Raw genomic sequence first — 14,650 nt, 5'->3', positions numbered from 1 at the left:
ATTTTAGCCACAAAAGCTAATGTAGGTCCACCTTGATCAACAACAATGAAAATTGTGTGTATGTCATTTCAAGTTCCTCTTTTTTGTTAATTTACATTATAATACTCTTAATATTTTAAATTGTCAATAAAATAATAATATTTAATGCATTTTTTTGTATTAACAAGAATTTAACGACAAATAGATTACAATTTCTACTTCTAACATTCAATAAAAGCCACAATAATTAAGCTTGTTAGAAAATATACAAGCAATTTTGTTGCTTTTGGTAGACATAAAATGATTAAATTATAATGGATTCTAATGTACCAATAAGATTAAGGAGAAATTATGACTCAAGATTATCGAGTTTTATTATATTACCAATATGTCCCAATTGAAGATGGAGAAACTTTTGCCCAAAAACACCTCACAGACTGTAAAGAATTAGGTTTAAAAGGACGCATTTTAGTTGCTGACGAAGGAATTAACGGAACTGTTTCTGGTACCGTCGAACAAACGGATGCCTACATGGAATTGATGAAAAATGACCCTCGCTTTAGCTCAACAATTTTCAAAATTGATGAAGCCGAGCAAAATGCTTTTAAGAAAATGCATGTCCGTTATCGCCCTGAATTAGTCAATTTAAGTTTAGAAGATGACGTCAATCCTTTGGAACTCACTGGGGCTTATCTTGATCCAAAAGAGTTTCGTGAGGCCATGCTTGATGAAAATACAGTAGTAATTGATGCACGAAATGATTATGAATTTGACTTAGGACATTTTCGTGGCGCCATTCGGCCAGAAATAAGAAGTTTTAGAGAACTTCCACAGTGGATTCGAGATAACAAAGAACAATTCATGGAAAAACGTGTTTTAACCTACTGTACCGGTGGAATACGTTGTGAAAAATTTTCAGGATGGCTCGTTCGGGAAGGCTTCAAAGACGTTGGTCAACTTCACGGAGGAATTGCCACATACGGAAAAGATCCAGAAGTTCAAGGAGATCTCTGGGACGGACAAATGTATGTTTTTGATAGCCGAATCGCAGTTCCAATCAACCAAAAAGAACATGTCATTGTCGGACGTGATTGGTTTGATGGAAGCCCATGTGAACGTTACATCAATTGCGGAAATCCAGAATGTAACAGACAAATGTTAGCTTCAGAGGAAAACGAAGCAAAATATCTTGGTGCTTGTTCACATGAATGTCGAGTTCATCCCAATAACCGTTACATCAAAGCCCACCAACTATCAAATCAAGAAGTTCAAGAACGTCTTGCGCTACTTGAGAAAGATTTAGCATCATAATATAAAAAGTCTATTATTCTTTAATAGACTTTTTATTTTTATCAATTTTCATCCCATTAAAAGTTGCTAGTTCGTGAAAACCAGCTTTTTTAATTAGAGTTCTTGCTTTACGAATTGAAAGCCAATCACGCTTTGCTATATGACTGTCCGTTCCTAAAGTTATAAATTTTCCACCTAATTTTTTAAAATTAATCAATAAATCACTATAAAATTGTTCAGTTTTCGGATCATCAAACAATCTAGTATTTATTTCTAATGCTTTTTCTTTTGAAGCTAAAGCCCGCAAGATTTCAAATAAAATCTCCCGATTCTCTGCAAACTTTATAGATTTATCCGTGTAAGGTCCATATCTAGCAACATAATCTAAATGACCAAATGAATTATAATTCTCAAAATTTTGAACAACATCTAAACAAGCTAAAAGATATTCTCTTTGTGCTTCTTCTTTTGTTTTCTGTAGATAAAATTCTGTTCCGTCATAAACTTCAATATCTCCAATTTCATGAACAGAGGCAATCACAAAATCAAAAGGAGCTGAATCAATAAACTGATTAATTTCTGATTTAAAACGTAAATCAATTCCCATTTCCAAGCCAATTTTTATTTTAATTTTATCTTTAAATTCCGCTTGCAATTGATTAATTTCTTGAAAATACTCAGGTAGATTTAATGAAAAATCCATTCCTGGAAAATAAAAATCTCGATGCTCTGTAAAACAAATTTCTTCTAAACCATGTGCTATAGCTTCTATCACATGGTTTCTAGGAAGCTCCTCGCTATCAGCTGAAAAATGAGAGTGAAAATGATAATCTAATTTTTTCATTTAATCTGCCGTCCTTGTATGAAATTCCTTCTTATTTCCCTCTATCTGATGCCGCTCTTTTGCTTTTTGTCTCACTTCTGCAAGAGAAATACCTTGCTGATTCATTAATACAAATAAATGATAAAGTAAATCATCAATTTCTCCTAAAAGTTCTACTTTATCTGAATTTTTACTAGCAATAATCACTTCACTTGCTTCTTCACCAACTTTTTTTAATACTTTATCGATACCTTCTTCAAGCAAATAATTTGTATAAGATTTTTCGACTGGATGTAACTTTCGGTCAATGATTTGCTTCTCCAACTCTCTAAAAATATCAGAGTCATCAAAAGGAATAAGTTCATCATAAAAACAAGAGTAAGCCCCAGTATGGCAAGCATTACCAATTTGTTCAACAAAAACCAATAAAGTATCTTGGTCGCAATCCAAACGCATTCCTTTTATTTTTTGAAAATGCCCTGATTCTTCTCCTTTGTGCCAAAGTTTTTGTCGTGAACGTGACCAAAACCAAGTTTCACCAGTTTCAAGCATTTTCTCAAAAGCCACTTCATTTGTATAGGCAAGCATTAATACTTGATTTGTTTGATAATCTTGAATAATAACAGGAATAAGTTCCTGCTTATGAAAATCTGGTCTCATACAGTCTCCTTCTTAATAATTCTTGCTGGAATATTATTTTTTATAAGTTCATCTTTAACTTCATCAACTGTTGCTTCGCCATAATGAAATAATGAAGCAACAAGGGCAGCATCGCTTTTTGTCTTTTGAAAAACTTCAACAATGTCCGAAATATTCCCACAACCACCACTTGCTACAACAGGAATATTAACTGCAGTACAAACGGCATTCAGCATTTCCAAATCGTAACCTGTCTTTGTTCCATCCTTATCCATTGAGGTTAGTAAAATTTCACCCGCTCCTAATCTCTCACACTCTTTAGCCCAATCAACTAAGTCAAGACCAGTATTTTCACGTCCGCCCTTGATATAGACTTCATATCCCTTATAGTCTGCTCGTTTTTTAGCATCAATAGCAACAACAACACATTGAACGCCAAATTCGTTAGCCGCTTGACGAATAAGTTCAGGATTTTCAATTGCAGCTGAATTGACGGATACTTTATCAGCTCCTCTAGCAAGAATTCTTCTAAAATCGTCAATTGAACGAATTCCTCCACCAACGGTTAATGGAATTGAAAGTTCACGCGCCGCCCGACCAATTAATTCACCAATAATTTCACGTTCTTCAAAAGATGCTGTAATATCAAGAAAAACAATTTCATCTGCACACTGTTCTTCATATATTTTGGCCAATTCCACTGGATCACCTATTTCTCTTAAACCCACAAAATTGATTCCTTTAACTACCTTACCATTTTTAATATCAAGACAAGGGATGATTCTTTTAGTTAGCATTCCTGAACTCCTTCTCAAGATTAATTTTTCCCTCATAGTAAGCTTTCCCAATAATAATCCCATAGAAGTCAGAACGAGATGCGCGTTGAATATCAGAACTATCCTTTACACCTCCAGAAATAATCACGTTTAGAGAACATTCCTTTGAAATTTCATCATAAAGTTTAAAATTTGGACCTGCCAGTGTTCCGTCCTTGGAGATATCAGTAATAATAGTAGTTTTAACCCCTATTTTCTCTAATTTTTTTAAAAATGACAGATAAGGAAGACTCGTTTTTTCTAACCAACCGCTTGTTGATACAAAACCCTCTCTAATATCAACCCCAACAACGATTCTGCTTGGACCGTATTTAATTAATAGCTCCTTAAGAAAATCAGGCTTTTCTACCGCTGCGGTTCCTAAAATCACTCGTTCCACACCAATTTGTTCAAGATAAAGTCTAACTGTATCTAAATCTCTAATTCCACCACCAATTTCGATTTTCAATCTTGTTTCATCTTTTATTTTTCGCACAAGCTCTAAATTACGAGTTTGTCCTACCTTAGCACCATCTAAATCAACCAAATGCAGGTCAGTCGCTCCCATTCTTTCAAATTTTTGAGCAATTTCAAGTGGATTTTTTGAATAGACCGTTTTTTTATCATAATCTCCTTTGTAGAGACGCACGGCTTCTCCATTTTGCAAATCAATTGCAGGAATAATCTTCATTTAATTTCCTCCAAGAACGATTTTAGTATCTTTCTGCCAATTTCTCCACTCTTTTCAGGGTGAAATTGACAACCTATCACATTATTTTTTCCAACAATTGCCGGAATTTTTACTTCGCCATAAATGGTGTAGGCAATGAGTTCATCATTAGGACAAGTCGCCTGATAAGAATGAACAAAATAAACCTCATCATTATCAGACAAATAATGAGTTATTGGACTGGTTTTAGCCAGGTTTAATTGATTCCATCCCATATGCGGAATTTTTTCATTAGTTTTGATTGGAATTACTTCTCCTTTTAAAAGTCCAAGACCTTGTCTTTCTTCCATCTCGTATCCTTTTTCAAAAAGTACTTGCATCCCTAAACAAATTCCCAATATTGGTATTCCAGCAGCAGCTCGTTCTTGTAAAAGTTCAATCAAATTAAACGTTTTTAAATTATTCATTGCTGTAGGAAAGGCCCCAACTCCTGGAAGAATAATTGCATCTGCTTTACGAATTTCTTCTAGATCTCTTGAAATTACTGTTTCTTGTCCCAATCGTAAAAATGCGGCCTGTACACTTTGAAGATTTCCGAGATTGTAGTCGATGATAACAATCATTTATAGTAATCCTTTCGATGATGGAATTAAATTAGCTTTCGATTCATCAATACTTACAGCTTGTTTTAGCGCTCTCGCTGTAGATTTAAACATGCCTTCAATAATATGATGCGTATTTTGCCCATAATGTTCGTTCAGATGTAAAGTAATGCCAGCATTAAAAGCAAGGGCACGAAAAAATTCCTCAGTCATTTCTGTATCATAGCCACCAAGTTTTTGATTTCCTGATAAATCAGCATGAAATACCAAATAAGGTCGTCCGCTAATATCTAAATCACAAGTCACCAAAGCTTCATCCATTGGAATGGTAAAACTTCCATAACGTCGAATACCGAGCTTATTACCTAACGCTTCGCTGATACATTTGCCAAGAGCAATCGCAACATCTTCAATGAGATGGTGCGGGTCCATCCCTACTGTTTCATGATCCCCATGTCCTATGATTTTTAAGTCAAAATCGCTGTGAAAGGTGAGAAGTGTCAGCATGTGGTCTAGAAAACCAATACCTGTACTAATGTCCGCTTGACCTGTGCCGTCAAGATTGATGGAAAGTTCGATTTGTGTTTCTTTGGTATTACGCGTGATGTGTGATATGCGTGTCATAACAGGTTCTCCTTAGTTTTTTTAAATATCAAATGATGCAATCGTGCGACTGGATACAGCGTAGGGTCTTTCGCTACTTTTTGCTCTAACTTAAGCATGGGCTGGTACCAGTTGTCTGTTTCTTTGATTTCTGTGTTTTGTGAAATACCGTAAAAATGGCGAATTCCAAATTCTTCTTTGAGTTTCAGTTTGTAATTTACCACAAAATCTGTCAGCCAATCATCGTCATAAACTAGGATATCGCCGTGGTTGTGCGAAGCGACAGCTTCATTTTCATATACATTAAGCGCTGCCTGCGGATTATCACGTCCTGCTGCCATTTCTATCATGCTACCGTACTTGCTGTGCTTGACAATAGAAAGCGTTCCGTCATCTGCCAAAAGTGGCAAGAGTAATTCCAACACGACTTTTCGGTCGGGGACGTATTCTAAAACATTGTGAATGAGAATCACGTCGTAACGCTCATTTTTAACAGTTTCTGCAAAGTCGTCAAAAGTTCCTGTCAACTGACGAAAAGTTTGGTCAGACATCATCTCGAGTTTTTCTACGTCAGGCTCATAGCCCGTGACTTCAAATCCCTGTTCCACCAAAAAAGTTTCCGTCCGTCCAAATCCAGAACCAAAACTGAGAATTTTTGAATCTTTTGTAAAATTTGATAGGAGCTGGGGAAAAAGTAAATCGTAGAACATCCGACCCCATGGTTTTTCGAAAACTTCTGCGTAATAAGTTTCTTGTTTTGTCATGTTTTTTTACCTACTATTTTTCTTGTTCAATATTTTAAGATCCATGTGGCTCCTCACATCTTTACCAATAAATTTTTAAAATCTTGTCTCAAGTATTACATTTCATCAAATCTCACAGAAATTGAGTTAGCATGAGCCGTCAATCCTTCTGATTTAGCAAATGCCTCAACATCCTCTTTAAAGTCAGCCAAAACTTCTTTAGGATAATAGCTATAAGTTGAATATTTTATGAAATTATAGACACCCAAACCAGAGTAAAATTTGGCTGTTCCTCCAGTTGGTAAGACATGATTGCTTCCTGACATATAGTCGCCTAGCGGTTCTGGCGTATATTCTCCAAGAAAAATTGAGCCAGCATTTTTGATTTTTGGAAGTTGGGTTAAAGGTTCACTAGTCAAAACTTCTAAATGTTCTGGAGCCAGCTGATTGGAAACATCAAAGGCTTCACCAATATTTTTTACAACAATGGCTCCACCGTAATTACTGATGGAACTTTCAATGATTTCACGACGTTCCAAATTTTGAACTTGTCTATTTAATTCCTTATCTACTTGTTGAACAAGTTTTTCAGAAGTCGTCACTAAAATCGCTGACGCAAGTTTATCATGTTCTGCTTGCGCCATTAGATCAGCAGCGATATATTTTGGATTTGCAGTTTCGTCAGCAATAACTAAAACTTCTGATGGACCGGCAATCATATCAATATCTACCACCCCATAGCAGATTTTCTTAGCCGTAGCCACAAAAATATTTCCGGGTCCGACAATCTTATCAACTTTAGGAATAGATTCTGTCCCATACGCAACGGCGGCAACACCTTGTGCTCCACCCACTTTATAGATTGTTTCTATTCCACAAACTTCAGCAGCTGCTAAAATATTGGGATTTACTTTTCCATCAGCTTTAACTGGAGTAACCATAATAATTTCTTTGACGCCTGCTAAAAGTGCTGGAACAGCATTCATAATGACTGTTGAAGGGTATGCAGCCGTTCCTCCGGGGACATAGAGAGCAACACGTTCCAGAGGACGTGCAATTTGTCCCATGATAACGCCATTTTCCTTAAAAATATTCCATGAATTTCCTAGTTGGTGCTTATGAAATTCTTCAATTTGTGATTTTGTACGCCTAAGAATTCTAAAATAATCCTCCTCAATTTGTTCTAATCCTTTTTCACGTTCCATGCGCGTGACGAGTAAATTACTAGTATTCACCTCATAACCGTCGAACTTTTTAGCATAGTTAAATAAGGCAGTATCTCCATTTTTTTGAATATCTTCTACAATCTGTTGAACAGTTTTATTAACTTCTTTCGATACTTCTGTTTTTCGACCTTGAAATTTTTCGGCAATTTCTTCCAGCTTTCCTTGATAATCAATTTGTTTGAGCATCTTCTAACCTCTCCACCATTTCTATAATTTTATCTTTTTTAAATTTGAAACTAGATTTATTGACAATCATTCGTGTTGAAATATCACTGATTTTTTCAATGACCTCTAAACCATTTGCAGATAAAGTATTTCCTGTTTCGACAATATCAACAATTGCATCGGCTAAACCAACAACTGGTCCAAGCTCAACAGAACCTTCCAACTTGATAATTTCAATATCTTCTTGCTTTTGAGCAAAATATTTTTTTGTCACTCTTGGATATTTAGAAGCAATTCGTTTCCGTCTTTGAAAATTTTTATTTGCAAAGTCAGGATAGGAAGCAAGGGCAAAAATACACTGCCCAATTTTTAAATCCAATAACTCATAATAGTCATCAAAATCATTTTCATCAAGCGTATCTTTACCAACAAAGCCAATATCAACAATTCCATGTTCTAAAAAAGTAATGACATCATTAGCTTTTCCAAAAATGATTTGTAAATCATCTTTCGTTTTAATTTGTAATTCACGTCCTAGATTTAGAATTGGTTCAACATCATAGTTCGCATTTTCCAATAAATTGGTGACTTGTTTTTGGATTCGTCCTTTAGTTATGGCAATTTTAATCATTGTCTTCCTCCAATTCTTGTCTTTCCAGAGCCTTTAGAATGGTGTCCATATGACAACAAAAACCAATGGCAACCGCCTCTTCTTGAAAATTACTTAATAGTTGGTCATATCTTCCTCCTGATAAAATAGGTTGATTAGCTGCTGAACTGTAAGCTTTAAACATTAAATCAGTATAATAATCCATTTTAGGAACCATTCCCAAATCAATGATAATCGGTTTAATCATTGAAAGTTTCTCTGAAAATTCTTTAAGCTGTTTAAAGGAAGAAATGAGCACATCATCTTTTGTATTTGTCACTAAATTTTCCAACCTTGATAACTCATTAGTAATAAATATTTCTTTCAAAAGTTCTCTTAATTCCTTAGAAAAATTATTTTTTTCGATAAAAGCATTAAGACCACTCAAATCTTTCTTGAGTAAAAGTTCTGTAAGTAACTCTGTTGAACCGTCAGCTAAATGACATAAACGTTGAAAAAATTTTGCTGAGCCTATTTCAAAGACCGTTTTATTCAAACCTAACTGTTCAATCACTTGAAGGGCTAAACTAAGAATTTCTAATTCTGACTTATCGGCTGATTCACCAAAAAGTTCAATACCAATCTGATAATTTTCCGTTGAACGACCTTTATGCCGTTTTTCTTTTCTAAATATTTTTCCAAAATATGAATAACGAGCACTAGTAGAATCCTTGATTTGCGAATAAAGTCTAACTAAAGGAAGTGTAAAATCATAACGGAGTGTAATTGATTGTCCCTCATGATTGATAAACTGAAACATTTTTTCTTGATTAAAAGTTTTTCCATTACTTTCAAGTGCCGTATAGAGTTGTGTATATTCAAAGCTTGGGGGCATGACTTCCTGATAATTCTTCAGGCCAAATAATTTCCTTAAACGACCTTCTATCTGCCGTAGACTTTTAACTTGATTCAAGGTCATTTCTGCCGATTCTTCAGGAAGCAGATAATTTATTTTTTCCATTCGTCAATTTCCTCATTCTTTTTTAAATAGCCTTTTAAAAATTCAATCACTTTGTTCATTTCTTTATTAGTCCCAATAGTTATCCGTAACCAATCATCAATCCGTGGTTGATTCCAATGCCTGACAATAATTTTTGCCTCATAAAGCGCCTTAAAAAGTTCTTCTGCTCTTACTTTTGGATGATGAACAAAAACAAAGTTAGCCTTTGAATCAGTCACTTCAAATCCTAAATTAACCAGACTTTCTTTAAAAACTTCTCTTGTCTTAATAATTTTCTGGATGTTTTTTTGAAAATAATTTTCATCCATTAAACTTGCTTCTCCAATAATTTGTGCCAAACTATCAATTGGATAGGAATTAAATGAATTTTTCACATCATACAAATGAGAAATTGCTTCAGCAGAGCCATAAGCTACACCCAAACGAATTCCTGCCAAACTCCGTGATTTAGAAAAAGTTTGAACCACTACTAAATTATCGTATTTTTTTAGCAGGGGAAGACATGTTTCCCCGCCAAAATCAATATAGGCCTCGTCAATCAAGACAATGGAGTTTTGATTCTTTTTCAGAATTTCTTCTATATCTTTAAGATTTAGTGCCAAAGCCGTTGGAGCATTAGGATTTGCAATCACAATTCCGCCATTTTCAATATAATAATCTTTTATTGAAACTTTGAAATCATCATCTACAGGGATTTTTTGAAAGGGAATCCGATAGAGTTCGCAATAAATTGGATAAAAAGAGTAAGTAATGTCAGGCATTAATAAAGGGCTTTGACTATTAAAAAAAGTCAGAAAACTAAGGGACAAAACTTCGTCAGATCCATTTCCAATAAAAACCTGTTCAACTTCTAAATGATGATATTCCGCCAATTTTTTTCTTAAACTTTTCGCATCAGTGCTTGGGTAAAGACGCAAATTTTTTGTCTTAACACGCTCATTTAATAATTGAGCTAGACTAGTGGGTGGATAGGGATTTTCGTTAGTGTTTAGTTTGATCATGTCAGTAAGTTCTGGTTGTTCACCTGCAATATAGGGACTTACTGACCGAAGGTTATTTTGCCAACTCATAGATTTCTCCTTTCGAGAATAGAAAGATAATATAAAAAAACGCCTAAAAGCACTTGGCTTAAAGGACGGTTTAATCGTGGTTCCACCTTAATTTATCACTTTTTCACAAAAGTGACCTCGGTAAGTTATAACAACTTAGCATTAACGCAGCTAACGCTCACATAATAATATGAGTAAGATAGCGATGAGTGTGGTTCATCCCATTATCAGACCTTTTCTCAGCAACAAGGCTCTCTCAACTGATACCTAAGACTACTCTTTCATCTCTTGTTTGTTAATTCTTAATTATCTGAATTATAATACTTATATTTTTAAAAGTCAACATTTATTTTAAAAAAATATCTATTTTGTTTTTAAAACAAGAAAAATACCAACAATTGCTGGTATTTTATTCGAAAATATTAATTCTTTTTGTTTATCCAGATATAAAATAGAAATTACATTATAACAATCAGTTACTTTCCTTTTTGGAATCTATATAATCTTTTGCTTTTGAATCTTCTCTGAAGGAATAAATATATGTATGAGCTTCATAATTAATTGACTCGTCTTCGAAGAAAACTTCTCCATTTTCAATTTTATATGGAATTTCTGCTAAGGTAGTTTTTTGATATCCTACACCATCAATTGTAATACTTCTGTCAGTAATTCTATAAGAATGTTTAGCTGATGACACGTAGGTGCCTAGTCCTGTAAGTTTGACAGAATTATTGTCAGTAAAATAATAATATTCAACTCCATCATGAATGAGATTTTGGGGGCCACCATTTTTCATAGCCCTATCGGGATTCATTCCGTCGTAACTTTTAATTTGCCTGATGAAACCTTTTCCCACGATATTGTTTTGTACAAAACCAATTGGGTCGGAAGTTAATAAGTCCGCTGGAGTCACCATTTTTGAAGTAACCGTTTCTGTTTCTTCTTTCATACTATCTGTTTCATAATAATTAGAAATCATTTTACTAATTTTTGTACTTTTTTTCTCCGCTTGACCTGCACTACTAAGATAATCATAATTAACATTCTCATCACTTATAAGAACATTCAATTTATGCAATTTATGATTTTGATCATACCATTGGATAAAACCATCATTAACTCCTTTATTACCATTTGCAGTCATCGAAATTTTGTCAGCTGATAAAATTGTTGTCTGGGGATTTAGGCCAGCATAAGCTTGAGCAATCAAAGCAATTTGCTCATTTAAATTAAGATTACTCCAAGTAAATAAAGAATCTTTTTTACTATCAGTTTCGATGCTAGAAATACTTGACTGAGTAGAATTACTATTAAAACTTGATTGTGGTTCAGCTGGTTTTGGATAGAAAAAAATAGTCAATAAAATAGCAATAATAACTACTAATAGGCCTCCAAGAATAGCTCCTACAATAATTATTGTTTTTTTATCCGAATTTGGTTGATTAGGTTCCCTCAATAAACCATTTGAAATAGCCTCTCTATACTCATTCTCATTTGGAAGTCGTCCATTGATATTTTTAAAAGACTTCTTCCACTCCTTTTCATTAATCATTCCACTTCTTTTTCTCATAAATTAAACTTTTTATCTCCCGTTTTTTATACTTCACACTTATTAAAAGCTTACTTTTCCTACTATCATATCAAAATTTAATCTATATTGGTTGTTATAGACTAAATTACCTGTCACCATCAATTAAGTGATTATACTATTTCTGCTTTGACGTTGCTTTGCAACATTCTACGGCATCACTTCATATTATACTGAATAATGCTCAAATTATATTGTCAAGCATAATAAATCTAATATATACGAATCTATTTGTGAAGTAGTTATCAGAGCAGCAACCGAATCAATGACTATTAAATCAAAAGCTCTTGTTTCTACAAACTCATTAATCATATAAAAAGCTCCTTCTCCTGTGTCTGGTTGAGTGAATATCAAACTCTCTGATTTTATATCAAGATTTTTAGCTTATTTAATATAAAGTGAGTTTTCCGTATAATTTAAAAAATGATTATTTTAACCTATAAATTTACAAACAAAAAAAAGAACTATTTAATTAGTTCTTTTTTATTTTTTCAATTGTTTTCTAGCCAATAGGATTGACATCAAAAGAATCACAAAACCGGATATCATTGTAGTGGTAACTAATAACTGTGCCTCTCCCGTTTCTGGTAATATTTTTTTTGATACAGAATCATCAGATTTATCATTTTTATTATCGTTCTTTTCGCTAATTTTTTCAGAAACAGCCTCAATGTCCTTATTTTCTTCTGAAAGCAATACATTTGATGTTTTGTCCTTAACCGTTACTCTAGCAGTACTTGTTACTCCATCATATGTGTAAGTGACATCATAAATCCCAGCTTTATTTGTATCTACTTTTGAAGCATCAACTGTAAGTTGGTTGAAGTCAACCTTATTTCCATCAACATCTGTAGCGGAAACAAAATTATCTTGGGGGCTCCATACATCCCCTGTATAGATAGTAGAATTTTTTACATTGAGTGTCAACTGGTCAACTTTGTAGATGTAAGTAACTATTTGTTCACTGTTTGAAAATGTTCCGACAGCATTACTTGGAAGCTTATTATCATCCAGTACATATCCAGTTATTGGAATCTTATATTGATTGCCTGTGACATCGTAGGGAGCATTTAGCGTATCAATTAATATCTTATCTGGGGCAATAGAAGCTTGATTTTCATCAATATACTTAACCGTGACCGGTGCACTATCCAGTACTGCATCCAAACTATGAACGATAACAGACTGTTTATTACTTGCTAGCCCCGTACCTGCACTAATTATCAATGATAGATGATTATTTGAAAATTTTCCAGAAACATTATAGCTCCATACTTTTCCATCATAATTTACACTAATATCTTTAGAAGTAGCATTATATGATAACATAAAATCTTTATAGCTATCATTGGGTCTATTAACCGATTTTCCTGTCTTATCAAGTGTAGTTATATAACCAGCTTCGTTACTAACAAAGGCACCAAATGCGTAGTTTTTTGTCATCATGTCCTGAAATTCTTTAGGATCAGCACGGAAATCTGCAGCATCACTATCATTAAATGCCGTATCCATCTTGAATCCAAAAGCTTCCCGTACCCCCCCAAAATCCAAAAGAATTTCCACCAGTACCTATTTTCCCTGGAGTATCATTGTACAGACCTATAGCTATTCCATCCCCACCTCCTTCAGGCTGAGTTTTACTTCCTAAATTTACTGACATTGATATTGAAAAATCTCTGGTAATATCAACCTTTGTTTTTGAAGTTGCAGAACCAGCCTGACCTTGCAAATCCGGAGTCAAAATTAACTCTCCATATTGTTTATCATAACTTGCAGAGCCATTAATAGTAAAGTATCTATCAAAATTACTTTTATCTATTGTTACTCCCTTTTGGGTTTGTACACTATTATGTACTGACAATTCTTCACTGCTCACTTTTTTCATGGATCATGAATTGTTTAGAACATTCATTGTACCAAATATAATTGTATTCAATAAAATATATTTACTAAATTTTTTATTCATCTTTTTTTATAATTTCTAACATTGTAGTTGTTAATTTTTGTTCATTTCTATCTAATTCTTCTTTTTCATTTGCTTTATTTCAAAATCAGGTTTTATAATTTGCCTAGTCGCCCATTTTTGGGCAATTTTTAACATTTTTATTTTTTGTTCTTTATTTAGTTTTTGAAAAAAACTTTCTGGGCAGATATAATCTGTAGCATCATCCTTTCCTATTAGATAATCTGGTGAAAGGTGAAAGTATTGCGCTAACTCAATTAAGCGACTTCCTGAGGGAGCCGTTCCATTTTTATAATTGTGAAGTGCATTACGTGAATAACCTAGTTCTCGCTCAATACAATTCACTGATTTACCACTTTGTTCTACTGCCTTTAGTAAGCGTTCATAAAATAAATTTGTTTTATCCATTTGACCTCTTCCTTAAACTCTCAATAAATACAAAAAACACAGCAGATACACAATACATTTATGGCATTTACTCTCCGATTCTGTGTCATAAATTACTATATAACAATCATCTATAAGAAAAATAATAATTTTTCTGATAAATGATTTTTGTAGGTTATTGACTACTCTAAATTCATGAATGTCATAACTAAATTTTCTTCTATTTGTAATTTTTAGAAATATAGTTGAATTTATCCGTAAGTTAAGTTATAATTAGTTTAGCACTACACAGAGAAGAGCAAAAGACTCCGAAAAATTATTATTTTTCGGAGTCTTTTGCTTGTAAAACAACATCTTTATCCAGTTAGTAATATATATGTTATATCGGTTTTTTATAATAAATCAAATTTAGCTAAAAGTCTACAATAGGATAAGCATTCATCAATTATTATTATTTACACTTACTTTCATTTGCTAACTAACAAAACTGAACTTTTC

16 protein-coding genes and 1 pseudogene are annotated in these 14,650 nt (G+C 33.5%); 1 reads left to right on the top strand and 16 read right to left on the bottom strand.

Going from position 1 to position 14,650, the window contains the following annotated elements; translation table 11 throughout:
- The first annotated feature begins 330 nt into the window (after nucleotides 1-330).
- On the top strand, nucleotides 331-1,290 hold the full coding sequence (locus QJV49_RS00870) for a rhodanese-related sulfurtransferase (RefSeq protein WP_225511381.1): 960 nt from the start codon (nucleotides 331-333) through the stop codon (nucleotides 1,288-1,290).
- A gap of 13 nt (nucleotides 1,291-1,303) precedes the next feature.
- Here QJV49_RS00870 and QJV49_RS00865 read toward each other — a convergent pair whose 3' ends face one another.
- The 16 genes and pseudogenes from QJV49_RS00865 to QJV49_RS00790 all read right to left on the bottom strand — a co-directional run bounded on the left by QJV49_RS00865 (nucleotide 1,304) and on the right by QJV49_RS00790 (nucleotide 14,173).
- Complete coding sequence (locus QJV49_RS00865) at nucleotides 1,304-2,113, bottom strand: histidinol-phosphatase (protein ID WP_225511380.1); 810 nt, start codon at nucleotides 2,111-2,113, stop codon at nucleotides 1,304-1,306.
- Nucleotides 2,114-2,752 carry a bifunctional phosphoribosyl-AMP cyclohydrolase/phosphoribosyl-ATP diphosphatase HisIE gene (gene hisIE / locus QJV49_RS00860; protein ID WP_225511379.1) on the bottom strand — a complete coding sequence of 213 codons (639 nt, stop codon included), beginning with the start codon at nucleotides 2,750-2,752 and terminating at the stop codon, nucleotides 2,114-2,116.
- Nucleotides 2,749-3,528 (bottom strand): imidazole glycerol phosphate synthase subunit HisF, encoded by a 780-nt coding sequence (gene hisF / locus QJV49_RS00855; protein WP_225511378.1) that lies wholly within the window; start codon nucleotides 3,526-3,528, stop codon nucleotides 2,749-2,751. The genes hisIE and hisF overlap by 4 nt, the downstream gene beginning before the upstream one ends.
- Nucleotides 3,518-4,237 (bottom strand): 1-(5-phosphoribosyl)-5-[(5-phosphoribosylamino)methylideneamino]imidazole-4-carboxamide isomerase, encoded by a 720-nt coding sequence (gene hisA / locus QJV49_RS00850; RefSeq protein WP_225511377.1) that lies wholly within the window; start codon nucleotides 4,235-4,237, stop codon nucleotides 3,518-3,520. Before hisA ends, hisF begins: the two co-directional genes overlap by 11 nt.
- Nucleotides 4,234-4,839: an imidazole glycerol phosphate synthase subunit HisH gene (gene hisH, locus QJV49_RS00845; RefSeq protein WP_225511376.1), complete on the bottom strand. Its 606-nt coding sequence runs from the start codon at nucleotides 4,837-4,839 to the stop codon at nucleotides 4,234-4,236. The genes hisA and hisH overlap by 4 nt, the downstream gene beginning before the upstream one ends.
- On the bottom strand, nucleotides 4,840-5,442 hold the full coding sequence (gene hisB / locus QJV49_RS00840; RefSeq protein WP_225511375.1) for an imidazoleglycerol-phosphate dehydratase HisB: 603 nt from the start codon (nucleotides 5,440-5,442) through the stop codon (nucleotides 4,840-4,842).
- The gene (locus QJV49_RS00835; RefSeq protein ID WP_225511374.1) at nucleotides 5,439-6,185 is read right to left on the bottom strand and encodes a bifunctional 2-polyprenyl-6-hydroxyphenol methylase/3-demethylubiquinol 3-O-methyltransferase UbiG; all 747 of its coding nucleotides are present in this window, start codon (nucleotides 6,183-6,185) and stop codon (nucleotides 5,439-5,441) included. The genes hisB and QJV49_RS00835 overlap by 4 nt, the downstream gene beginning before the upstream one ends.
- 95 nt (nucleotides 6,186-6,280) lie before the next feature.
- Nucleotides 6,281-7,576: a histidinol dehydrogenase gene (gene hisD / locus QJV49_RS00830; protein WP_225511373.1), complete on the bottom strand. Its 1,296-nt coding sequence runs from the start codon at nucleotides 7,574-7,576 to the stop codon at nucleotides 6,281-6,283.
- On the bottom strand, nucleotides 7,560-8,186 hold the full coding sequence (gene hisG, locus QJV49_RS00825) for an ATP phosphoribosyltransferase (protein WP_225511372.1): 627 nt from the start codon (nucleotides 8,184-8,186) through the stop codon (nucleotides 7,560-7,562). The genes hisD and hisG overlap by 17 nt, the downstream gene beginning before the upstream one ends.
- On the bottom strand, nucleotides 8,179-9,165 hold the full coding sequence (locus tag QJV49_RS00820) for an ATP phosphoribosyltransferase regulatory subunit (RefSeq protein WP_032946489.1): 987 nt from the start codon (nucleotides 9,163-9,165) through the stop codon (nucleotides 8,179-8,181). Before QJV49_RS00820 ends, hisG begins: the two co-directional genes overlap by 8 nt.
- Nucleotides 9,153-10,235 (bottom strand): histidinol-phosphate transaminase, encoded by a 1,083-nt coding sequence (hisC, locus tag QJV49_RS00815; protein WP_225511371.1) that lies wholly within the window; start codon nucleotides 10,233-10,235, stop codon nucleotides 9,153-9,155. Before hisC ends, QJV49_RS00820 begins: the two co-directional genes overlap by 13 nt.
- Nucleotides 10,236-10,686: 451 nt before the next feature.
- Nucleotides 10,687-11,784: a hypothetical protein gene (locus QJV49_RS00810; protein WP_281449146.1), complete on the bottom strand. Its 1,098-nt coding sequence runs from the start codon at nucleotides 11,782-11,784 to the stop codon at nucleotides 10,687-10,689.
- 207 nt (nucleotides 11,785-11,991) lie between these two features.
- Nucleotides 11,992-12,156, bottom strand: a complete 165-nt coding sequence (locus QJV49_RS00805; protein WP_241892324.1) for a DNA recombination/repair protein RecA — start codon at nucleotides 12,154-12,156, stop codon at nucleotides 11,992-11,994.
- 129 nt (nucleotides 12,157-12,285) lie between these two features.
- Nucleotides 12,286-12,729, bottom strand: coding sequence for a bacterial Ig-like domain-containing protein (locus QJV49_RS00800; RefSeq protein WP_225511530.1), 444 nt, complete (start codon nucleotides 12,727-12,729; stop codon nucleotides 12,286-12,288).
- A gap of 69 nt (nucleotides 12,730-12,798) precedes the next feature.
- Nucleotides 12,799-13,687, bottom strand: a pseudogene (locus tag QJV49_RS00795) (MucBP domain-containing protein); the annotation flags it as partial.
- 132 nt (nucleotides 13,688-13,819) lie between these two features.
- Nucleotides 13,820-14,173 carry a helix-turn-helix transcriptional regulator gene (locus QJV49_RS00790; protein ID WP_225511369.1) on the bottom strand — a complete coding sequence of 118 codons (354 nt, stop codon included), beginning with the start codon at nucleotides 14,171-14,173 and terminating at the stop codon, nucleotides 13,820-13,822.
- Nucleotides 14,174-14,650: the final 477 nt, after the last annotated feature.

It is taken from the genome of Lactococcus sp. NH2-7C, from assembly GCF_029953655.1.
GTDB classification, from domain to species: Bacteria; Bacillota; Bacilli; order Lactobacillales; family Streptococcaceae; genus Lactococcus; species Lactococcus lactis.
This window is presented reverse-complemented; position numbering and strand designations above follow the sequence as displayed.